Raw genomic sequence first — 23,242 nt, forward strand, 5'->3', positions numbered from 1 at the left:
CTATGGACCTCGACACCGAACGGCCGCGCGGCCGCCGAGGCTTCGCCGCCATGGACCCCGAACGCCGCCGCGAGATTGCGCGTAAAGGGGGGGCCAGTGTTCCCAGTGAAAAGCGCAGCTTCGCCAAGGACCGCGACCTCGCGGCCAATGCGGGCCGCAAGGGCGGCTCCTCGTCGCGCGGCGGCGGGCGGATCCCGGGCCGCGACGCGTGACCTGACGCGCGCCGTCCCCCGGGGCGGCGCGCGTTTCGGCCATGACGAGGATCGCCCGCCTCAGCCGGCCAGGGCGAAGACGCCGAAGCTCGGGCTGTCGCTGACCCAGCGCGCCGCGACCTTCCAGCCTGCACGGCGGGCCAGTTCCACGAACATCTCCGGCGCGTACTTGTACGAATTCTCGGTGTGGATCGTCTCGCCGGCGTTGAAGCGGATTTCCCGCCCGGCCAGATGCGCCGTCTGGTCGACGCGGCTGACCAAGTGCATTTCCATGCGGCTTTCCTCGGCGTTCCAGACCGCGCGGTGATCGAAAGCGTCCAGGTCGAAGTCGCCGCCCAGTTCGCTGTTGATGCGCACCAGAACGTTCCTGTTGAACGCCGCCGTCACACCCTGAGCGTCGTCATAGGCCGGCACCAGCACGTCCGGACTCTTGGCGATGTCGACCCCGACCACGAACATCGCGCCATCGCCCAGCAGGCCATGCGCACCATGCAGGAAGTCCTCGGCCTCGGCTGGCGCGAAATTGCCGATCGTCGAGCCGGGGAAGAAGCCGGTCACGGGCCGTCCCCGCGCCGCCGCCGGCAACCGGACCGCGCGCGTGAAGTCGTCAACCAGCGGGGCGACGACCAGGCCGGGATAGTCTCGCCGTAGCGCCTCGCTGGCCTCATCCAGCGCCGATCGGCTGATGTCGATCGGAACATAGACCGCCAGCTGCGGCATGGCGTCGAGCAGGATCCGGGTCTTGGTGCTGGCTCCGCTGCCGAACTCGACGAGGGCCGCGCCCTCCATCACCCGGGCGGCGATCTCCGGCGCGATCCGTCGCAACAACGCCGTCTCGGTGCGGGTGGGATAATATTCGGGCAGATCGCAGATCGCCTCGAACAGGCGAGAGCCTTCCGCGTCGTAGAAGTACTTGGCCGGCAGGGTCTTGCGATCCGCGGTCAGGCCCGCCAGGGCGTCCTCGAGGAAGGTCGCGGCGGGCGTCGCCGTCTCGCGATCCAGCGCGCTCATGTCGTCGGCCAAGCGGACCCCCATGAAAGCCCAGCGCTGGGCTGGGTGGAAGAAGTTGCGATAGGACGGTCGCGTGTGGCCGGGCGGCGTCTCGGCCGCCCCGCCCCGCAGGACCATTTGGTTGACCATGAACTTGCCGTTGTACTCGCCCAGCGCGCCCGCCCCCGGCTTGAAGCCCGGATAGGCGCCATACGGGCTGGCGGTCCATTGCCAGGCCTCGTCGGACGTCTGGCGCAGCCCCTGCCCTTCCGGAGCCCTGACCGCGGCCTCCCACTCCGCCTCGGTCGGCAGCCGGCGGCCCGACCAGGCGGCGAAGGCCGCGGCCTCGTAATAGCTGACATGGCCCACCGGCGCGTGGGGATCGACGGGACGCCGGCCCGACAGGGTCATAACCGTCCAGGCGCCGTTCTCTTCCCGCCGCCAGTAGAGCGGCGCATCCCAACCCTGCTCGTTGACGGCGGCCCAGCCGTCGGAAAGCCAGAGGTCCGGCCGGCGGTAGCCGCCGTCCTCGATGAAGGCCAGCCATTCGCCGTTGGTGACCAGGCGATCAGCCAGACGATAGGGCTCTAGATAGACCTTGTGACGCGGGCGCTCGTTGTCGAAGGCGAATCCGGGACCGTCGTCGCCGATCTCGATCAGGCCCCCCTCGAAAGCGAGGTAACGGAGGCCAGTCGCGGCCGAACGATCCGGCGGAGAGGTCTCGCGATAGGCCGGCTCCAGCGGCGACTGAGCGAACAGGTGAAGCAGGTCCATCAGGATCAGCTCCTGATGCTGCTCCTCGTGGGCCAGGCCGAGGTCCAGGCGCTCGATGACCTCGGCGGTCGGCGAGGTGGTCAGCAAGCGGACCATGGCCGCGTCGACGTGGGTCCGATAGGCGCCGACCTCTTCGGCCGACGGGCGGGTGATCAGGCCGCGCAAGGGCCGCGGCTGGCGAGGTCCGACCGCCTCGTAATAGGAGTTGAACAGATAGGCGAACGCCGGGTCGAACACCCGATAGCCTGGCAGGAAGGGCGTCAGCAGAAAGGTCTCGAAAAACCAGGCGGTATGGGCCCTGTGCCATTTGACGGGACTGGCGTCCGGCATCGACTGCGCGCCCTGGTCCTCGGGCGAGAGCGGCCTGGCCAGAGACTCGGTCCGTCGCCGGACCGCCAGATAGCGATCGGCGAGGGCGATGGCGCGGGCCTCTGAGGCCTCGCGCGAGGGGGTGTCGTCGGGACTCATGCGCTCTCCTGCCGCCCTGCGTCGGGAGCTTGCCGCCGCCCGATGAGCTCAACGAATAAGCAACTTGAGTGTTCCCCCCGCCAGGTTCAAGCGGCGTCGAGAATAAAAAGTGAACGTGGCGCGGAGACTATCGCCGCCGTTACCTTCAGAGCAGGAACGGCTGAGGCCCATCGTCGATGGGGGGCGGGACAGGCGGCGGGGCTTCGGCCGGCGCCGGAGCCTTGGCGGGCCGGCTCGGCGCGCGGCGCAAGAGTCGGCCGACTCTCTGCAGCAGTTGGTCGTCCCGAAACGGCTTGGCCAGGAAGTCGCGCGCGCCCAAAGTGATGGCTTGCCTGACATCGTCGGGCTGGTTGCGGGCCGTCAGCACCATGGTCGGAACGTTCAGTCCCTCCTGACGCATCTTGCGCAGCAGGCCGAAGCCGTCGAGGCGCGGCATGTTGAGGTCCAACACCAGGGCCGATGGCCGCAGTTCGTGCAGGCGCTTGAGGCCTTCGAAGCCGTCGCGGGCGAAATAGGTGTCGTAGCCGGCGATATCGAGACGGGTGGTGATCAGGTCGAGGATGATCTGGTCGTCCTCGACGACCAGGACGCGCGTCCGCCCCACCTTACGCTTCCGCGCGGTCGAGAGGATCGCCGTCGTCGACGGCGCCGTCCCAGCGCGTGCAGCGATCCACGGCGTCGACAAGATCCGCCGCCCTGATCGGCTTGGAGACCAGGCCGTCGAACCCATGGTCGACGCCAAGCAGCCCCAGGTCCGAATCCGCGGTGAACGCCAGAACCGGCACGTCCTGGTTGGGACCCGACCGATTCCGGATCTCGCCCAGGGCGTCGACGCCAGAAACGCCGGGCATGCGCAGGTCCATCAGGATGCAGTCGAACGGCGTGACGGCGGCGCTCTCGATCGCCGCACGGCCACCGCCGGCCTCGGCGACTTCGGCGCCCATCTGTTCCAGCACGGTGCGCGCCAGTTCGCGGTTGACGGGATTGTCGTCGACCACCAGCACTCGAACCCCATCCAGGTTTCGGCCGGCGGTTTCAGGGGCCACGGCGGCCAGCTCGTCGTTCGAACCGACAGCGACCTTGGCCGCGATATGAAAGCTGAACACCGTGCCCTGGCCAGGAACGCTGCTCACCGCGATGCCGCCGTCCATGGCTTCGGTCAGGCCCTTGCAGATCGCCAGGCCCAGGCCGGTTCCGCCATGCTTGCGCGTCGACGAGGCGTCGACCTGCGAGAAGCGCTGGAACAGCTTGGTCTGCTGCTCGGCGCTCATGCCCGCGCCCGTATCCTCGACCCGCATGCGCAGCCTCGCCGCCTCAGGATCGTAGCCGACGAACAGCCGCACCGCGCCCCGCTCGGTGAACTTGATCGCATTGCCCACCAGATTGAGCAGCACTTGCCGGACGCGATCCGGATCGATCATGACCCGTTCGGGCAGCTCGCCGTCGGCCTGGCACTCCAGCCACAATCCCTTGGCGTCGGCCTGGGGCGCGAACAGAGCCAGGGCGTCCTGGGCCACGGCCAGGGGCGAGACGGCGCGCGGCGCGATCTCGACCTGGCCGGCCTCGAGCTTGGAGAAGTCCAGCACGTCATTGACGATCGCCAGCAGCGCCTGACCCGCGCTCGACACCCGCTGGACGTAGCGCTGCGAAATCTCGTCCAGCTCGGGACGCTGGGCCAGCAGTCCCGAAAAGCCGATCACCGCCGTCAGCGGGGTGCGGATCTCGTGGCTCATATTGGCCATGAACTCGCCCTTGACCGCCGCCGCCGCCTCGGCTTCGGCGCGAGCGGCCGCCAGGGCCTCCTCCTGACTGACCTGGGCGGTCACGTCGCGGATCACGTCGAGGAACCCGACCGCGGCCTCGGTCGCCGGGTCGCGCAGCAGGGACGGGTTGGATTCCAGCCAGACGTCGCGCTTGCCCGACCTATGCGGCACACGCCAGCGCACCCGTTCGGGCCGCTTGCCCTTGGTCAGGTTGCGATAAACCCGCCTGACCCTCAGGCGATCCTCGGGATAGGCCAGCTCCAGCGCGCTGCGGCCCATGATCTCGTCCGGCGTGTAGCCCAGCAAGGCGCGGGACGACGCGGCGCAGAACGTGACCTTTCCGCCCAGGTCGGCGGTCAGGATCATGTCGGTGGTGTTTTCGGCCATCAGCCGATAGCGGGCCTCGCTGTCCTTCAGTGCGGTTTCGGCCGCCCGCCGGGCGGTCAGGTCCTCGATCTGCGAGATGAAATAGCGCGGCGAGCCGTCGGGATTGTCGACCCGCGACACCGCCAGCTGGCTCCAGACGATCGAGCCATCCTTGCGGATATATCGCTTGTCCATCCGGTAGGTCGAGATCCGGCCATTGTAGAGATCGGCCAGCAGGCCCAGGTCGGCGTCCAGGTCGTCGGGATGGGTGATGGCCTGGAAGTTCAGGCCCAGAAGTTCCTCGTGGCTGTAGCCGACCATCCTGCAGAGCGTGGGATTGACCTTCAGGAACGCCCCGTCGAGTCCGACCAGGCACTTGCCGATCGGCGCGTGGGCAAAAGCGGTCTCGAACAGCTCCTGCTGTTCCTTGCGCTTGCTGATGTCCTGCATCAGCGCGGTCAATTCCCAGCCGGCCGCATCGCGCACCGCGCTGACCGCCAGTTCGATCGGGATCTCGACTCCGTCCTTGCGTCGGGCGGTGGTCTCGATGCGCTGGTCGATCTCGTCACCGAAGCCCCCGCCCAGGAACGCCGACACGCCGGCCTTACCCGAGGGCAGGATCATCGCCAGAGGAGCGCCGATCGTCTCGTCAGCCGTCCAGCCGAAGGTCAGCTCGGCGTGGCGATTCCAGCCGGTGATCCGGCCGGCCTCATCGGCGGTGACGATGGCTTGGTGCGCATTGGCGATCAGTTTGCGCGCCCGGTCCTCGCTGGCCCGCAGCGACTGTTCGAGATTGCGCACCTCGGTGACGTCCCAGTTGACGCCCACCATCCGCATCGGCGCGCCCGCGACGTCGCGCACCACCGTCGCCTGGGCGCGAACGTGCCGCACGGTCCCATCGGGGCGCACGATCCTGAACTCGGTGTCGTAACGCTTGTCGCCGGACAAGGTGGTCCGGGCCTGGGCCTGCTCCTCCGCGCGGTCGTCGGGGTGAACGCAGGCATAGAACCGATCGGCGGTCAGGGCTTCGCCGGGGACTAGGCCATAGAGAGCGTACATTCGGTCGTCCCAAGCCAGGGCGCCGGTCTGGACGTTCCATTCCCAGACGGCGATCTGGCCGGCCTGAGTGGCCAGGAGCACGCGCTCGGACATGGTCCGATAGCGTGCTTCGTCCTCCGCGCGCGAAGCCTCGGCCAGGACCTGGGCCGTGACGTCCATTACCGTGCCGAACAGCGCGACCACCTGGCCGGCCTCGTCGCGTTCGCAATTGCCGTGACCTTCGAGATAGCGCAGCTGCCCGTCCGGCAAGATGATCCGGGTGACGGCCAGCTTCCAATCGAGCCCGTCGTGCCGCGCCGCTTCCAGCCGCGCGCGCAGAGCCGATTGATCATCGGGGTGAACGGCGTCGACGAACTGCTCCAGTCGAAGGTCGAGGCCGGGGTCCAGGCCGTACAGAACAGCGACGTGCGGCGACCAGGTCGTTTCCCCCGTCCGCACGTCGACCCGCCAGTAGCCGATGCCCGCGACCTCCTCGGCCAGGGCGGTCATGCGGGCCATGCGCTCGGCGCGCTCCTGCAACTCCCGCCGCTCGGTGACGTCCCGAAAGACGTTGACGATCTCGGTCGCCCTCCCCTCGGCGTCGCGGACGAGCTGGGGATTGCCCTCGAACCAGACCCAGCGTCCGTCGCCGGTGCGATAACGATGCTGCCGATTGGCGGCCGGATCGGGCGTTTGGCCGGCATAGAGTTGGGCGCTATTGGCGACGAAACGCTCGCGATCGTCCGGATGAACCAGGCGATCGGCTCGGGTGCCGACCAAGTCCTCGGGCTCGTAGCCCATCGCCCGGCAGGCGGGTGACACGTAGAGCAGCGTCCCGTCGAGCCCGCAGCGGACGATGACGTCGGACGTGTTTTCGGCCAGCAGGCGATAGCGGGCCTCGCTGGCGCTCAGGTTCTCGAAACTGCGGACCTGATCGGTGACGTCCTGGAACAGGCCGATCAGGGCGACCACCTCGCCACGCTCGTCCAGCTCGCAACCGGCCTTTGATTGGACCACCCGGAGCTCGCCATCAGACCGGACCATCCGCGCCTGGAAGCTGATCGTCGTCTTCATCGCGATCGCCTGATCCATCAGGCTGGAAATTCCGTCGCGGTCGTCAGGGTGGAAGGACTCGAGCCCCGCTCGATAGGTCGGAACATGGGTTCGACGATCGGCGCCCCAGATCTCGTAGAGCAGGTCCGACCAGTAGACATGGCCCGTTACGACGTCGTAGCGCCAGTGCGCCACGCCTGACATGGTCTCGGCCAACTTCAACAGGCGGGCCTGTTCCCAGCGCACGCGGTCGAGCCGCGTCCGCTCCAGTTCGTCCAGGACGATGCGCGCCAGGGCGCGGAGGCGGTTCAGCTCGCGATCCGTCGGACAGGCGCGAGGCTGGGTGTCGATGACGCAGAGCGTGCCGAGATTGTGCCCCTCCGGCGAAGTCAGGACCGCGCCGGCGTAGAAGCGGATTCCCTGCTCGCCGATCACCAGCGGATTGGCGACGAACCTGGGATCGAGGGTCGCGTCCTCGACGACCATCACCGCGTCGGGACCCAGCTCGATTGCATGGCTGCAGAACGCGTCTTCCCGCGCCGTCGAGCAGAGGTCCAGGCCCTGGCGCGACTTGAACCACTGCCGGGTCTCGTCGATCAACGACACCAGGGCGACAGGCGCATCGAACAGATCGGCGGCCAATTGGGTCACCCGATCGAACGCGGCGTCCGGCGAGGTGTCGAGGACGCCGTAGGCCCGCAACGCCCGAATTCGCCTCACTTCGCTGTCGTTCATCTGGACCTCCAAGCCGCCAGCATAGGCCGCAAGGTCCGCAAAACGGGTTAAGGCGGGCCGCGACAATCGCGCGCGGGTAGACCTGCGCCGCCCGAGCGGACCGACAAAGCGGGTCGGGACCCGGCGTGGGCGGCGGAGCGCGGCTTCAAGGGCGCTTGGGAATCTCCAGGCCACGCTGCACCGCCGGGCGGGCCAGGCCACGCTCCAGCCAGGCCGGCACGTGCTTGAGGCTGGCGTAGTCGACCAGATCGCCGGCGCCGTAAAAGCCGACCAAGTTCCGCACCCAGCCCAGGGTGGCGATGTCGGCGATCGTATAGTCTTCGCCCATGATCCAGTCGCGGTCCGCCAGTCGGCTCTCCAGCACGCCCAGCAAGCGCTTGGATTCAGCGACATAGCGATCGCGCGGGCGCTTGTCCTCGTACTCGCGGCCGGCGAACTTGTGGAAGAACCCCACCTGGCCGAACATCGGCCCGACCGCGGCCATCTGGAAGAACACCCAGGCTAGGGTCTCGTAGCGTCGGGCCGGATCCTTGGGCAGGAACTTGCCGGTCTTCTCGGCCAGGTAGACCAGGATCGCGCCGGACTCGAACAGGCCGAACGGCTTCCCGTCCGGACCGTCGGGATCGATGATCGCGGGGATCTTGCCGTTGGGGTTCAGCGACAGGAACTCCGGCGTCCAGGTCTCGTTCTGGCCGATGTCGATCATGTGCGGCTCGTAAGCCAGGCCGATCTCCTCGAGCATGATCGACACCTTGACCCCGTTGGGGGTCGGCAGGCTGTACAACTGCAGCCGGTCGGGGTGCTGGGCGGGCCAGCGCCGGGTGATCGGGAAGGCTGAAAGATCGGTCATGGACGGCTCCGAAAGTAGGAGGCCGCCCCCGCCGGCGCGGCCCAGCTTGTCAGATGGCGCCGGTCGGCGCGGCGACAAGGCGCGCTTCGACAGAAATCGTCTCTCCTAGCCCTGCCTTAGCTTGGGCTCTTCGGTGGCGAGGGCGTCGGCGTCCAGCACGGCGCGGATCTTGGCCGCCAGGGCCGGGCCCAGATAGGGCTTGTCGATCATCGGAAATTCGTTGGCCCAGGACGCAGCCTCGTCCCCCACATAGCCGGAGGTCAGCAAGACCTTGAGCCCAGGCCGTTCCTGCAGCGCCAGGTGGGCCAGCTGGACGCCGTTGACGCCGCCAGGCATGACCACGTCGGAGAATAGCAGGTCGAAGGTCTTGCGCCCCTTCAGGCGCTTCAGGGCGGCCGCGGCCGTATCCGCCGTGGTGACTTGGTAGCCCAGGCCTTCCAGCGTCTCGACCGCCATGGCCAGCACCGCCGGGTCGTCCTCGACCACCAGCACCCGCTCGGAGCCGCCCACGGCCTCCCCAGGCTCCCCGCCGACACCGCGCGGACCGGGCGCCGACAGGCTCCGGGGCAGAGAGATTTCAAAAATCGCGCCCTGGCCCGGCGAGCTTCTTACCGAAACCTCGCCGCCCGACTGCCGCACGAAACCGTAGACCTGCGACAGACCCAACCCCGAGCCCTTGCCGATCTCCTTGGTCGTGAAGAAGGGCTCGAAGATGCGCGAGGCGACATCGGCGTCCATGCCCTGGCCCGTGTCGCGGACGGTCACCAGGATCCTGGGGGCGTCCCCGTCGACGGTTCTGGTGGCGATGGACAACACGCCGCCGCCCTCCATGGCGTCGCGGGCGTTAACCGCCAGATTCAGCAGGGCGCTCTCGAACTGGGCTGGGTCGAGGTGAGCTGGAAGCGGTTCGGTGGCCAGATTCAGGTCGATGCTCACCGCCTCGCCGACCGCCTGCCGCAGCAGCGGCGCGAAGTCGGCGATCAACCCGTTGAGATCGACGGTCAGAGGATTCAGGCGCTGGCGGCGCGAGAAGGCCAGCAGCTGACGGGTCAGGGCCCCGCCCTTCTCGGCCGCCAGCCGCACCGCCTCGATCTGACGGGCGAGTTCGTGCTGCTCGCCGGTTCGCCGCTTGATCAGCTCGATATTGCCTAGCACCACGGTCAGCAGGTTGTTGAAGTCGTGGGCGACGCCGCCCGTCAGCTGGCCGACCGCCTCCATCTTGCGGGCATGGCTCAGTTGCTCCTCCAGCCCTCGGCGTTCGGTGTTGTCGAGCAAAGTGCCGAACACCACCGCACGCCCGCTCTCCTCGTCCTGGGCCAGAACGCCCTGGTCGATCAGCGAACGGTACGAGCCGTCGGCGCACCGCCAACGGTATTCGCAGGCATAGGCGCCGGACTTGCGAGCCTCGGCCTGGGCCCGGGCCACGATATCGACGTCGTCGGGATGGACCCGGCTGATGCCGAAGTCGGCGGTGGCCAGGAAGTCCTCCGCCGAAAAGCCGGTCAGTTCCATGACATTGCCGCCGACGAACAGCGGCTCGTAGGGCGCGTCGGCGGTGCGCGAGTGGAAGACCACCGGCAACGCCCGAAGGATCGCCTCCTGGCGCTCCTGGGTGCGGCGAAGGGCCCGTTCCGCCGCCAGCTTCTCGGCATGGATGCGGGCGTTCTCCTCGATCAACAGGCGCCGGCTCTCCGACTGTTGCTCGAGTTCAAGCGTCTTGATGTGCAGGTCCACCAGCACCTGCACCTTGGAGCGCAGGATGAACGGGTCCACCGGCTTGAACACCACGTCGACAGCCCCGGCGGAATAGGCCTTGAAGATGTGGGCCTCGTCCCGGAACACCGCCGTCAGGAAGACGATGGGCACGTCGCGGTTGCGGCGGCGCTGACGGATCAGCTCAGCCGTCTCGTAGCCGTCCATGCCGGGCATGTGCAGGTCCAGCAGGATCACCGCGAAGTCGTCGGTCAGCAGATGACGCAAAGCCTCCTCGCCCGAACGGGCGACCACCAGCTCCTGGCCCAAGGTTTCCAGCGCCTGTATGGCGGCGAAAGCATTGCGCTCATCGTCGTCGACGATGAGAATCCGGGTCCTGAGCCGGTCTTCGGGCGGCGCGACCGCCTGATGCTTGACCGCGGGTACGCTCATTGCGCTGCGGCGCTATGGATGGTGACGATATTGTCGCCGGCCAGGCGCTGGGCGTCGGTGCGCTGAACCGAGACACGCAGCACCGAGATCAGTTGGTCGATGTCGACCGGCTTGGACACATAGTCCGACGCGCCCGCCTGGATGCACTTCTGGCGGTCGCCCTTCATCGCCTTGGCGGTGACGGCGATCACCGGCAGGTCGGAGAAGCGTGGCCGGGCCCGGATCTCGCGCATGGTCTCGTAACCGTCCATGTCGGGCATCATGATGTCGACCAGCACCATATCCACCTCGGGCAGGCTGTCGAGCAGCTCCAGCCCTTCACGGCCGCTTTCGGCGTAGCGCAGCTCGATGCCGTACTCCTCCAGCGCGCTGGCCAGCGAGAAGATGTTGCGGATGTCGTCGTCGATCACCACCGCGGTCAGGCCGGTCAGGACGGCGTCGGCGTGGCGACTGTGGGCGATCATCGCCTTGGCCGGCGTCGACAGGCGATCCAGCGGCGCGTGCAGCGACATGGTGACGTGGTCGATCAGTTGCTCGGGCGTACGGGCCAGGCGCGCAAGTCCGGAGAACACCGCAAGCCGCAGCCGGCGATCCTCCTCGGGATCCAGCTCCTCGGGGGCGTAGAGCACCGCCACGCCCGAAGTCGCGCCGCGCTGCTTGAGGGTGTCGATGAACGGCCCGACCGGGCCCGCCCCCACATCGATCACCAGGCAATCCCCCTCGTCGGTGAAGGCCTCGTCGGGCAACTCCGACAGCGTGGCCACCACCTTCACCGCGCCGATGGCGTGACGCAGCGTGTCGGCCGCCTGGCCTGCTCCGCCGACCAGGATCGGGGCGCGACCGGTCTCGGCGACCAGCTTCTTGACCTTCTCCAGCGTCGAGGCGACCGCCTCGCGTTCCACCGGCTTGCTGGTAAAACCGAAGGCGCCCATCGACAGGCCCAGCCCACCGTGGTCGTCGGCTGAGATCACCTGGACCGGTATATGCCGGGTGTCCGGCGTGCGCTTGAGCAGGTCCAGCAGGGCCAGGCCGTCCATGTCGGGCAGGCCGATGTCCAGCATGATCGCGTCGGGGCTGAACCGGCGAGCCAGCGACGGCACGGCTGAGCCCTCCCCGGTGACGACGCCCTTGAAACCGCTGTCGCGCACCAGAGACAGCAGGATCGAGGCGAAGCGGGTGTCGTCCTCGACGATCAGCACCACGGCGTCGCCGGGCTCGATCTGCTCGCGGTCGTCGACGACGGTCTCGGCCGGTTCGACCGATCCGGCCTCGGTCGTCGAGAGGCGGAAGGTCTGGACCGGCGAGGTGGCGGGACGAAGCGGCTGGGTCATCTGCGGTTGGGCGGCCGGACTGAAGTTCAGCGGCAGATAGAGGGTGAAGGTGCTGCCCTGCCCCGGCGTCGAGACGACCCGCAGCTCGCCGCCCAGCAGGCGGGTGATCTCACGGCTGATCGACAGGCCCAAGCCCGTGCCGCCGTACTTGCGGCTAGTGGTGCCGTCGGCCTGTTGGAAGGCCTCGAAAATGATCCGCTGCTTGTCCTCGGGAATGCCGATGCCGGTGTCCTCGACCGAGAAGGCCAGCACCTGGCCGGCCTTGTTCAGGTGATCGTTGCCGCTGGCCCAGCCGTCTTCCGCCCGCGCGATGGTCAGGCGCACCGAACCCGTCTGGGTGAACTTGAAGGCGTTGGACAGCAGGTTCTTGATCACCTGCTGCAGGCGCTTGTCGTCGGTGTACATCGAGCGGGGCAGCGCCGGATCGATGTTGATGAAGAAGTCCAGCTTCTTGTCCTGGGCCAGCTGGGAGAAGGTGCGGTCGGTCTGGTCGCGCAGCGACGCGAACGACATCTCGCCGATGTCGAGTGTGACCGTGCCGCTCTCGATCTTCGACAGGTCCAGGATGTCGTTGATCAGCCCCAGCAGGTCGGCGCCGGCGCTGTGGATGTTGCGGGCGAACTCCACCTGTTTAGCGCTCAGGTTCCCTTGCGCGTTCTCGCTGAGCATCTTGGACAGGATCAGCAGGCTGTTGAGCGGCGTCCGCAGCTCGTGGCTCATATTGGCCAGGAACTCGGACTTGTACTTGGAGGTCAAGGCCAGCTGCTCGGCCTTTTCCTCCAGCGCCGCCTTGGCCTGCTCGACCTCGGTGTTCTTGGCCTCCACCTGCTTGTTCTGGGCCGACAGCAGGACCGCCTTGTCCTCCAGCTCGGCGTTGGTCTGCTGCAGTTCGTCCTGCTTGGACCGCAGCAGCTCCTCAGATTGCCGCAGCGACGCGGCCTGCTGCTCGAGGCGGTCGTTGGTCTTCTTCAGTTCTTCCTGCTGGGCCTGGAGTTCGGCGGTCAACAGCTGCGACTGCTCGAGCAGGCCTTCGGTCCGCATGTTGGCGGCGATGGTCGACAGCACGATGCCGATGGATTCCATCAGCTGGTCGAGGAAGGCCTGCTGGGTCTCGTTGAAGGTCCCAAAGGTGGCCAGCTCGATCACCGCCTTCAGCTCGCCTTCGAACAGGGCGGGCAGGACGATGATGTTCTGCGGCGCGGCCTCGCCCAGGCCCGAGCTGATCTTGATGTACTCGGACGGAACATTGGTCAGCAGGATCCGCTGGCGCTCGGCCGCGCACTGGCCGATCAGGCCTTCGCGCTGGCGCAGCCGCGCCGGCGGCCGGTCGCCCGGATTGGCGGCGTAGCTGGCGGCGAGGTTCAGCACCGGTTCGCCGTTCACGTCGTGGTCGGAAACGTAGAACACCCCGTGCTGGGCGTTGATCAGCGGCGCCAGTTCCGACAGCACCAGGTTCGACACGGTCGACAGGTCGCGCTCGCCCTGCAACATGCGGCTGAACCGGGCCAGGTTGGTCTTCAGCCAGTCCTGCTCGGTGTTCTTCAACGTCTGATCCTTCAAGTTGCGGATCATCTCGTTGATGTTGTCCTTCAGGGCCGCGACTTCCCCCGACGCTTCGACGGTGATCGACCGCGTCAGATCGCCCTTGGTCACGGCGGTGGACACCTCGGCGATGGCGCGGACCTGGGTGGTCAGGTTGGCGGCCAGTTCGTTGACGTTGTCAGTCAGGTCGCGCCAGAGACCCGCGGCGCCAGGCACCCGGGCCTGGCCGCCCAGCTTGCCTTCCGAACCCACTTCGCGGGCCACGTTGGTCACCTGGTCGGCGAAAGTGGCCAGGGTCTCGATCATGCCGTTGATGGTGTCGGCCAGCGAAGCGATCTCGCCCTTGGCGTCCAGGGTCAGCTTGCGCTTGAGGTTGCCCTGGGCCACGGCGGTGACGACATCGGCGATGTTCCGCACCTGACCGGTCAGGTTGGCGGCCATCATGTTGACGTTGTCGGTCAGGTCCTTCCAGGTGCCGGCCACGCCGGGCACCTGGGCCTGGCCGCCCAGCTTGCCCTCGGTGCCCACTTCCCGCGCCACCCGCGTCACTTCCGAGGCGAAACCGTTCAGTTGGTCCACCATGACGTTGATGGTCGACTTCAGTTCCAGGATCTCGCCCTTCACGTCGACGGTGATCTTCTTGGAGAGGTCGCCCTTAGCGACGGCGGTGGTCACGTCGGCGATGTTTCGGACCTGGCCGGTCAGGTTGGCGGCCATGAAGTTGACGTTGTCGGTGAGGTCCTTCCAGGTGCCGGCGACGCCCTTCACCTGGGCCTGGCCGCCCAGCTTGCCCTCGGTGCCCACTTCCCGCGCCACCCGCGTCACTTCCGAGCTGAACGAGTTCAGCTGATCGACCATGACGTTGATGGTGTTCTTCAGCTCCAGGATCTCGCCGCGCACGTCCACGGTGATCTTCTTGCTGAGATCGCCCATCGCCACCGCGGTGGTGACCTCGGCGATGTTGCGGACCTGACCGGTCAGGTTGGCGGCCATCAGGTTGACGTTGTCGGTCAGGTCCTTCCAGGTCCCGGCCACGCCCTTCACCTGGGCCTGGCCGCCCAGCTTGCCCTCGGTGCCGACTTCCCGCGCCACCCGGGTCACTTCCGAGGCGAAACCGTTCAGTTGGTCCACCATGACGTTGATGGTGTTCTTCAGCTCCAGGATCTCGCCGCGCACGTCCACGGTGATCTTCTTGGAAAGGTCGCCGTTGGCGACGGCGGTGGTGACCTCGGCGATGTTGCGGACCTGGCCGGTCAGATTGCCGGCCATGAAGTTGACGTTGTCGGTCAGGTCCTTCCAGGTGCCCGCCACGCCCTTCACCTGGGCCTGGCCGCCCAGCTTGCCTTCGGTGCCCACTTCCCGCGCCACCCGGGTCACTTCGGACGAGAACGAGTTCAGCTGGTCCACCATGGTGTTGATGGTGTTCTTCAGCTCCAGGATTTCGCCGCGCACGTCGACGGTGATCTTCTTGCTGAGATCGCCCATGGCGACGGCGGTGGTCACCTCGGCGATGTTGCGGACCTGGCCGGTCAGGTTGCCCGCCATCAGGTTGACGTTGTCGGTCAGCTCCTTCCAGGTGCCGCCGACGCCGGTGACGTTCGCCTGGCCGCCCAGCTTGCCTTCCGTGCCGACTTCCCGCGCCACCCGGGTCACTTCCGAGGCGAAGGCGTTCAGCTGGTCCACCATGACGTTGATGGTGTTCTTCAGCTCCAGCACCTCGCCCTTCACGTCGACGGTGATCTTCTTGCTGAGATCGCCCATGGCGACGGCGGTGGTCACCTCGGCGATGTTGCGGACCTGGCCGGTCAGGTTGCCGGCCATCAGGTTGACGTTGTCGGTCAGGTCCTTCCAAGTGCCGGCCACGCCTTCCACCCGAGCCTGGCCGCCCAGCTTGCCCTCGGTGCCGACTTCCCGCGCCACCCGCGTGACTTCCGAGGCGAAGCTGTTGAGCTGGTCCACCATGGTGTTGATGGTGTTCTTCAGCTCCAGCACCTCGCCCTTCACGTCGACGGTGATCTTGCGCGAGAGGTCGCCGCGGGCCACGGCGGTGGTGACCTCGGCGATGTTGCGGACCTGGCCGGTCAGATTGCCGGCCATCAGGTTGACGTTGTCGGTCAGCTCCTTCCAGGTGCCGGCGACGCCCTTCACGTTGGCTTGGCCGCCCAGCTTGCCTTCCGTGCCGACTTCCCGCGCCACCCGGGTCACTTCCGAGGCGAAGCTGTTGAGCTGGTCCACCATGGTGTTGATGGTGTTCTTCAGCTCCAGCACCTCGCCCTTCACATCGACGGTGATCTTGCGCGAGAGGTCGCCGTTCGCGACGGCCGTGGTGACTTCGGCGATGTTACGGACCTGACCGGTCAGGTTGGCGGCCATCAGGTTGACGTTGTCGGTCAGGTCCTTCCAGGTTCCGGCCACGCCCTTCACCTGAGCCTGGCCGCCCAGCTTGCCCTCGGTGCCGACTTCCCGCGCCACCCGGGTCACTTCCGAGGCGAACGACCCCAGCTGGCCCACCATGGTGTTGACCACCTTGCCGATGCGCAGGAACTCGCCGCGCAGCGGGCGCTCCTCGTTCTCCAGGTCCATGGTCTGGGAAAGGTCGCCCTTGGCGGTGGCTCCGATCACCCGGGCCATTTCGGCGGTCGGGTGAACCATGTCTGTGATCAGGTTGTTGACGGCGTCGACGCTGGCGGCCCACGAGCCGGTGGCCCCCGGCAGGCGAGCGCGATGGTTGATCTTGCCCTGTTTGCCGACGACGTCGCCGAGACGCTCGAACTCTTTCGACATTTGATCGTTAAGATTGACGGCATCGTTGAACGCCTCGGCCAGTTCACCATCCAGGCCGGATAGGTCCGTCGGCAAGCGCACCGAGAAGTCCCCGCGCCGGAAGGCTCGCAAGGCGGCCAGAAGCTGGTGGTTGTCGAGCCCGCGCTGCTGCGCCTTGGACTGTGCCGCCGGCATAGAAATACTCCACGTCGAAATCGTTCGATCTACGTGGGCGGCGCTGTTGGGAAAGCCGGTCGCGGCGTTTGGAAGCGCTTTCCCGCTTCGACGACCCGCACCGAAATCCCCATGCCCTCCCCGAAACGGTCCAACGCAGGGAAAATTCTTTGGTTCCGCTTACACGGTGAAGCTCTTCACCGAACGCGGTCTACGGTCGCTATCGCGCCATTTTCGCGCGGGCTGACGCCTCGACCTGCTCGACGCCGCGCAGAGCGTCGCCCGAGGCCTCCAGTTGGCCCTTGAAGGCGTGCAGGTCCCGGGTGTCGATGCGGCGGACTTTCTTGTCGCGCGCCCATTCCAGCCCGATCATCTGTCCCAGCCGGCAGGCCTTGGGCAACAGAGCGGCCTGCTCGGCCGGACCGCCGCGAACCAGCAGCTTGCCGACGATGCTGTTCCAGTTCGGCGAGCCGGGAATGCAGAGCGGCAGGTGATCGCAATCGCCGGTCCAGAACCGCCTGTACCAGCGCTGGTGCAGCGACGTGTCGAACCGCAGCGAGCTTGGGTCGAGTTGAGCCCGACAGTCGGCGCGGACGTAATCCTGCGCCTGGACCGCCCCGGCCAGGCCGCAACCCAGCGCCAGCGCCAGCAGCGCCGTTCTCGCCCTTTCCGCCTTCATGCCTAGACCGTGCTGGCCATCGGGCCGTCCGCCCGCCCATCGACGAACTGGCGCACATAGGGATTGTCGGTGCGATCAAGCTCCGCAGGGGCTCCGCGCCAGACGATCTTGCCAGCGTGCAGCATGGCGATCTCGTCGCCGATCGTCCGGGCGGACGCCAGGTCGTGGGTGATCGACACGGCGGTGCAGCCCAGCCCTTTCACCTGGTCGACAATCAGTTCGTTGATCGCCGCCGAGGTGATCGGGTCCAGTCCGGTGGTCGGCTCGTCGAAGAAGATGATCTCCGGATTGGCGACCACCGCGCGGGCCAGACCGACCCGCTTCTGCATGCCGCCCGACAGCTCGGACGGATAGGAATCAGCGACATGGGCGCCCAGGTGGACGCGACCGAGGGCCTCGACCGCCCGCGCCTTGGCCTCCTTGCGCGGCACGCCGTCGGCGTTGATCAGGCGGAAGGCGACGTTCTCCCAGACGCTGAGGCTGTCGAACAGCGCGGCGCCCTGGAACAGCACGCCGATGCGTTCGAACAGCTTGCGACGCGACGCGCCGCTGACGCCGACCAGATCCTCGCCGTCGACCAGCACCTGGCCGGCGTCGGGGCGCACCAGGCCCATGGCCACCTTGATGGTCACCGACTTGCCCTGGCCGGACCCGCCGATAATGACCAGCGACCGTCCCGCCGCGACGCTGAGATCCAGCCCGTCCAGGACCGGTCCGTCGAAGCGCTTGCTGACGCCCTTCCACTCGAGTTTCGGGATGTCGGTCATGCGTGCGTGAACAGCGTTGTGAGGAAATAGTCGGACGCGAAGATCAGGATCGCCGAGGACACCACCGCGTGCGTCGTCGCCCGGCCCACGCCGCGCGCCCCGCCCTTGGCGTTGTAGCCATGGTAGCAGCCCATCAGCGCGACGATGAAGCCGAACACCCCCGCCTTGATCAGCCCGGAGCCGACGTCCCACCCCTGGATGAAGTTCATGGTGTTGCGGACATAGATCGTCGAATTGAAGTCCAGGATCCGCACCGCCACCAGCCAGCCGCCGGCCACGCCGATGATGTCGGCCACCAGGGTTAGCAGCGGCAGCACCAGGGTCGCGGCCAGCAGGCGCGGCGCGACCAGGTAGCGGAACGGGTCGGTCGACAGCGTGCGCATGGCGTCGATCTGCTCGGTGGCGCGCATGGCGCCGATCTCGGCGGCGATGGCGGCCGAGACCCGCCCCGCCAGCATCAGGGCCGCCAGCACCGGGCCCAGCTCCCGGGTGATGCCCAGGGCGACGATCTGCGGCATCACCTGCTCGGCGTTGAACCGCCCGCCGCCGGTATAGATGTTCAACCCCAGGGCCGCGCCGGTGAAGATCGCCGTCAGCCCGACGACCGGCAGCGAGAAGAAGCCGATGGCGACCAGCTGGCGAAGCAGCTGGATGGGAAACCACGGGGGGCTGAACACCGAGATCACGCCGCGCAGGGCGAACATCCCGACCCCGCCGACCATGCGCAAGGCGCCCAGGGTGGAACGACCGATGGCGCGCACCGGCTTGAATATCGCGGGCGGCGCCGCGTCGGCCGCGGCCATCTCAGTAGCTGTCCGGAGCCGTGGCGGCCGGGTTCGCCGCAGGCGCGGCGCCGGCCGCCGGCGCGGCGTCGCCTTGCGGCCGCATCACCGAGCCGATCAGGCCGAACAGGTCGACCGCGCCCTGGGTGTTGTCGATCTCGCCGCCCGGCTTGATGTCGTCGGCCGCGCCGCCCGGCGCGATCGCCACGTGGACCCCGCCCAACAGGCTGTCGCTGGTGATCTTGGCGGTGGAGTCGGAGGGCAGCTTGACGTCCGGGTCGAGGTTGAGCTTGGTGATCGCCAGGTAGGTCTTGGGATCCAGCCTGATGTCCGAAACAGTGCCCACCTTCACGCCCGCGACGCTGACCGCCGCGCCCGGCGCCAGGGAGCCGACCTGCCCGAACTTGGCCGTCACCTCATAGCCGCCGGGCTGGCCGCCGACGCCGCCAACGGTCAGCGAATAGACCAGGAAACCCGCCGCCAGGACGAGAACGAGGAACCCCATCAGGGTCTCGGCCCATTGTTCGCGCAAGCCCTTTATCCTTTCGAAGCCCTGCGAGGCGCGCCGCCCGAACGGCCGCCTCGTCCTTTTGTGTTACCGCGAGGCGGGACGCTGGGCGTCTCGCTGCAATTGGCTGATCAACACGTCGATATTGCCGCCGGCGTTATCGATGGTCGAAACGAAGTCCTGTTGCTGGGTGATCGCCAGCCACACGCCCTTGAACTGGATGTCGACAACCTTCCACGAGGTCCCGCCGCCCAGCACCCGCCACGCCACCGGCAGCGGCTGACCAATCTGGCCGCCCGAAATCGTGGTGTTGACGATGACGTCGCCCGGCTTGCGAACCGTCGATCCCGTCACCTTCAGAACTTCGCCGTGATAGTCGCTGATCCGATTCTGGTACACGCTTTCGGCGTAGACGCGGAACGCGGCCGCGAACCGCTGGCGTTGGTCGGGCGTAACGGTGCGGGCGTACTTGCCGAGCACGAAATTGGTGATCTTCGGCACGTCGGCCAACTGATCGATCGCCTGGTGGAAGGTCGCCTTCTTCTGGGCGATGCTCTGGTTCTTGTCGGCCAGGACGGTGATCACCCGCTGGGCGCGGCTCTGCACGAACTGCTCGGCCTGGGGATCACGCGCCGCCTGGGCCAAGGCGGGACGGGCTTGGCTCAAAGCGCCCAGGCCAATCAGGGCGACCAGGGCCAGCTGTGCGAAACGGCGGGTGGGACGAGCGTCAATCATGGTCGTTTCCGGTGAAGTCATTGCGTTGTGCTCGGAGCGGTCGTCGCCTCGGGCGGCGCGGACGCAGGCTCGGCGGCGGGGTCGGCCGGGTAGTCGTTGTCGAAGTCCGGCAAGGTCTGCACCTCCCCGGTGGCTTCCCGGATGAAGGCCTCGCGATACTGGCCGTAGGCCGACCGGGCGGTCACATAGGGATCGGTGGCGTCGTCCAGCGCACGGAAGGCGGTGTCGGCCCGTGCGCGGGTGTCGACCGTCTGCACGCCCAGGCGGGTGGCGCCGAAGGTGGTCGTGTAGCCGCCGCCGACGATGCCGACCGGGTCGGTAAAGAAGTCCAGCACCCGGCCGACGCCGTCGCGGAAGTTCGACGGACCGATCACCGGCACGTAGAGATAGGGGCCGGGCCGGACGCCATAGCGGCCGAAGGTCTGGCCGAAATCGGCGTCATGGGCCTTCAGCCCCATGCCCGTGGCCACGTCCCAGATGCCCAGGACGCCGATCGTGGAATTGATCAGGAACCGCGCCGAAGAACGGCCGGCCCGCTTGGGCTTGCCCTGCAGGATGTCGTTCACCGTCGTGCTGGGCTCGCCCAGATTGTAGACCACGGCGCTGACGCGGCGGCGCAGCGGGCTGGGCGTCACGGCCATGTAGCCGTGGGCGACGGGGCGAAGTACGGCATGGTCCAGGGCCATGCTGAGGCCGTAGCTGCCGCGATTGAAGCCTTGCAGCGGATCATAGGCCGTATCGACCGAATCGCTGCTTGCGGCCGGCGCGGCCACCAACGGCGGCTCGCCGCCGGCGTTCTGGGCGTGAGCGCTCGCCGCGCTCACCGCCAGACCGCCGGCGGCGATCAGCGCCAGGGTCCGCGTACGCACGCGCGGTGTCTTCGTCAAAGTTCTGTTTGGCGCGCCGTTCATTCCAGCCTCCTGCCGGGTCCCGGCGTCAGGCATGTAGGCGCCTGCAAAAGCTAAGCAAGGTCTGACACACCTATTGGATGTCATCCGCGTACGGAAGCGCCCTCTCCGTTCAAGGCTAGGCGTTTTCCGTCAAGCCCAGGGGACTGGGGCTTTGGAAGTCGGTTGGCGTCAAGCGAGCGCGGCTTCACCGCTCAGAAAAAACAACAACCCAGGCGCTCATGAGCGCACAACCTTTCGGGCAAAATCAACACTTCTTGTCGCCCAGGTAGAGATCGGGCAAGGTTGCGCATTAACGCGGGGTGCCTCCCATGGACCGTTTGCGCGCACCGTTCTTCTGGCTGGCCGGCTTTGTCCTGCTGGTGGCCCTGCTCGTGGAGTGCGCCTCGGCCTTCGTTCTGGACGCCGTTCATCAGGCCGGCCTCGAGGCTTCGACGCCAGGGCTGGGCATTCGCTACCTGCCGGTGCTGGACGGCCTGCTGCTCTATACCGTCCTGCTGATGGGCCTGGGCATCTTGCTGTCGCGCAGCGTGATCGGGCGGGTGCAGGGGATCGTCACCCTGGTGATCGCCTTCTTCGGCCTGCTGGGCGCGATCGTGATGGCCCTGGCGGCGCTGGGCCTGTTGATCCTGATGATCACCCTGCTGGTGGCCGTGCCGTTCGGCACCATCGCCTATTTCGTCGCCTTCGCCGATTTTCCGACCGGGGCGGCGACGGCCACTCTGGGTCTGATCCTGATCCTGAAAATCGCCTTCTGCATCCTGCTGATCCTGGCCCACGAGCGGTTCCTGCAGAACAAGGGCATCGTCATCCTCAGCGCGGTCTCGGTCGGCGCCACCCTGCTGTTGGCGTTCCTGATCGACTTTCCTCCGGGATTCCTGGCCAGCATCACCGACGCCATCGGCGCGCTGATCATCGCCATCGTCGGCGCGATCTGGCTGCTGATCTTGCTGATCGGATCGCTGCTGGCGATGATCTCGGCGGTCCGCACCGTCAGGGTGTGATCACCGGATCGACACCGTGGCGGCGCTTTCCCCCATCGGCGTCACCTGGATCACCCCGCCCCGTCCATAGATGACGGCCGAGACGTCGTCGTCATTCCTCTTACAGCTGAACTTGTCGTCGCCGATCGCCCGGGCTTTTCGCCAGGACTCCGTGCAGGCCTCGACCTGGTCGTCCTCCAGCACGGTGTTCTCATGGCATAGGCACACGACCTGATCGCAGGTCTCCCCCTTCCCCGCGGGCGCGCACAGGTAGGTCGCGACCGCGCCGCGCCCCTCGACCAGGCGAAGACGGGCGACGCGCATTTTCCTGTCGGACGCGGCGATCGGCAGTTCGCCGGGCTTGTCGCCGGCCAGACCCGAGCCGGGCTGACCCGAAATCTCGACGGTCTTCTTCAGCAGCTTCGGCGCGAACGGCCGTGACAGCTTGCCCAGGAGCTCGGCCATAGGGGGCGGCCCCCAGGTTTCGAGCGCGTCCTCGTCGATCTCGCCGTTGCTCGTCGTCGGCGGTCCGTGCGCCGCCGGGGGCGCGGGCGGCGTGGTCGCACGATAGACGGCGACGCCGATCGCCACGACGAAGCCGATCACGACCAGGACCAGGATGATGATGACGGCCTTCATCGACGCGGCTCAGCCATAGCCGGCCACCAGGATCGCCACGAAGGCCGCGCCGAGACCCACCACCCCGACCGCCGAAAGGACGATGGCCAGGGGCCAGGGCCAGCAGACCCAGCCGGTCACTGTTCCACCGCCGCTCATGAATACCTGCCCCGTCCGATCCGACGGATTGGCGATGCCGTAGGCCATCACCTCCCAGGGATTGTCGAAATACGTCCACCAGGTGATGGCGTCGCCAATCCGGCGACCGGAATCGATCAGGCCGGCGATCAGGGCGGGGATGATGGTCAGCGCCATCCAGCCCACATACGAGAACCAGAAGAACGGTCCCAGCACCCGGTTCTGCCAGATGTGGATCGTTTCGTGCTTGAACAGGTCGGAGGTCGGCGTCCAAGTGTCGGTGTTGCTCATCACCGCGCCCTGGGTGAAGGCGAAGCCCGAGCGAACGGCGAAGCCTTTCACATAGCGGTGGGCGTCGTGGCGGTTCTCGGTCGGGCCGTCGCCATGGTCGCCCCAGGCGAAATTGATCAGGTGCATCAGCACGCCGTTGGTGTTGCCGCCCAACCCCCAGGTGACGTCGAGCAGGAACGCCGGAACGCCCAGCCCCGCCCACTTGTGGGTGGCCCAGAGGCCGTCAAACAGACCCACCAGCCCCCCGACGACCAGAGCGATCCACAGCAGGGCCTCGACGCCGATCACGGGATGGCCGAACCCCAGCGAGACGAGGTTCACCACGCCCGGCCAGATGAAGAACAGCAGGCTGGTCACCGTCACGGCCGCGTCGGAGTCGCCCCCGACGCTCAGCATGATGCTGATGAAGGTTCGCGCCAGGAAGGCCCCGAACGTCGCGGTCAGGAAGGTCTCAAGCGCTCGCCAGAGCGACGCGGCGCCGTCGCCCTTCGCCAGCCGGACGATCAGGGCCAGCACCGCCCCCAGGACGCCGAAAGCCAGCGACCCGAGGATGGCCTCCAGAGAGAAAATCCGCTCCATATCTCAGTCTCCTTGCAGCCCGCCAAGCCGGCAGGCCTGTTCGAGGTGGA

General features: G+C 67.3%; 16 protein-coding genes. 2 read left to right on the forward strand and 14 right to left on the reverse strand.

Features of this window, described 5'->3' with window-relative positions; genetic code table 11:
* The first annotated feature begins 2 nt into the window (after positions 1–2).
* Positions 3–212: a KGG domain-containing protein gene (locus ASD47_RS07380; RefSeq protein WP_056753767.1), complete on the forward strand. Its 210-nt coding sequence runs from the start codon at positions 3–5 to the stop codon at positions 210–212.
* A gap of 60 nt (positions 213–272) precedes the next feature.
* On the opposite strand, the gene egtB is transcribed toward ASD47_RS07380, so the two are convergent.
* The 12 genes from egtB to ASD47_RS07440 form a co-directional block, all read right to left on the reverse strand.
* Entirely contained in the window at positions 273–2,444 is a 2,172-nt protein-coding gene (egtB, locus tag ASD47_RS07385; protein ID WP_056753771.1) for an ergothioneine biosynthesis protein EgtB, read from the reverse strand.
* Between the two features lie 145 nt (positions 2,445–2,589).
* Positions 2,590–3,048, reverse strand: a complete 459-nt coding sequence (locus ASD47_RS07390) for a response regulator transcription factor (RefSeq protein WP_056753776.1) — start codon at positions 3,046–3,048, stop codon at positions 2,590–2,592.
* 1 nt (position 3,049) lies between these two features.
* Positions 3,050–7,399 (reverse strand): PAS domain S-box protein, encoded by a 4,350-nt coding sequence (locus tag ASD47_RS07395; RefSeq protein WP_056753779.1) that lies wholly within the window; start codon positions 7,397–7,399, stop codon positions 3,050–3,052.
* A gap of 145 nt (positions 7,400–7,544) precedes the next feature.
* Positions 7,545–8,249, reverse strand: coding sequence for a glutathione S-transferase N-terminal domain-containing protein (locus ASD47_RS07400; protein ID WP_056753782.1), 705 nt, complete (start codon positions 8,247–8,249; stop codon positions 7,545–7,547).
* Between the two features lie 105 nt (positions 8,250–8,354).
* Positions 8,355–10,394 (reverse strand): response regulator, encoded by a 2,040-nt coding sequence (locus ASD47_RS07405; protein WP_056753785.1) that lies wholly within the window; start codon positions 10,392–10,394, stop codon positions 8,355–8,357.
* Positions 10,391–16,225, reverse strand: coding sequence for a HAMP domain-containing protein (locus ASD47_RS07410; protein WP_056753789.1), 5,835 nt, complete (start codon positions 16,223–16,225; stop codon positions 10,391–10,393). The genes ASD47_RS07405 and ASD47_RS07410 overlap by 4 nt, the downstream gene beginning before the upstream one ends.
* Positions 16,226–16,424: 199 nt before the next feature.
* Positions 16,425–16,883: a hypothetical protein gene (locus ASD47_RS07415; protein WP_056753792.1), complete on the reverse strand. Its 459-nt coding sequence runs from the start codon at positions 16,881–16,883 to the stop codon at positions 16,425–16,427.
* Positions 16,884–16,885: 2 nt separating this feature from the next.
* Positions 16,886–17,650, reverse strand: a complete 765-nt coding sequence (locus ASD47_RS07420) for an ABC transporter ATP-binding protein (protein ID WP_056753795.1) — start codon at positions 17,648–17,650, stop codon at positions 16,886–16,888.
* Positions 17,647–18,453 (reverse strand): ABC transporter permease, encoded by an 807-nt coding sequence (locus ASD47_RS07425; RefSeq protein ID WP_056753799.1) that lies wholly within the window; start codon positions 18,451–18,453, stop codon positions 17,647–17,649. The genes ASD47_RS07420 and ASD47_RS07425 overlap by 4 nt, the downstream gene beginning before the upstream one ends.
* Position 18,454: 1 nt before the next feature.
* Entirely contained in the window at positions 18,455–18,964 is a 510-nt protein-coding gene (gene mlaD, locus ASD47_RS07430) for an outer membrane lipid asymmetry maintenance protein MlaD (protein ID WP_082564511.1), read from the reverse strand.
* A gap of 63 nt (positions 18,965–19,027) precedes the next feature.
* Positions 19,028–19,696: a phospholipid-binding protein MlaC gene (locus ASD47_RS07435; protein WP_056753802.1), complete on the reverse strand. Its 669-nt coding sequence runs from the start codon at positions 19,694–19,696 to the stop codon at positions 19,028–19,030.
* Positions 19,693–20,544 (reverse strand): VacJ family lipoprotein, encoded by an 852-nt coding sequence (locus tag ASD47_RS07440; RefSeq protein WP_369800264.1) that lies wholly within the window; start codon positions 20,542–20,544, stop codon positions 19,693–19,695. Before ASD47_RS07440 ends, ASD47_RS07435 begins: the two co-directional genes overlap by 4 nt.
* 350 nt (positions 20,545–20,894) lie before the next feature.
* Here ASD47_RS07440 and ASD47_RS07445 point away from each other — a divergent pair, with 350 nt between their 5' ends.
* Positions 20,895–21,587 carry a hypothetical protein gene (locus ASD47_RS07445; RefSeq protein WP_056753810.1) on the forward strand — a complete coding sequence of 231 codons (693 nt, stop codon included), beginning with the start codon at positions 20,895–20,897 and terminating at the stop codon, positions 21,585–21,587.
* On the opposite strand, the gene ASD47_RS07450 is transcribed toward ASD47_RS07445, so the two are convergent.
* Positions 21,588–22,205, reverse strand: coding sequence for a hypothetical protein (locus ASD47_RS07450; protein WP_056753813.1), 618 nt, complete (start codon positions 22,203–22,205; stop codon positions 21,588–21,590). It lies immediately after the preceding gene.
* A 9-nt stretch (positions 22,206–22,214) separates the two neighbouring features.
* Positions 22,215–23,192, reverse strand: coding sequence for a hypothetical protein (locus tag ASD47_RS07455; RefSeq protein WP_056753815.1), 978 nt, complete (start codon positions 23,190–23,192; stop codon positions 22,215–22,217).
* Positions 23,193–23,242: the final 50 nt, after the last annotated feature.

Source organism: Caulobacter sp. Root1472 (assembly GCF_001426985.1).
GTDB classification, from domain to species: Bacteria; Pseudomonadota; Alphaproteobacteria; order Caulobacterales; family Caulobacteraceae; genus Caulobacter; species Caulobacter rhizosphaerae.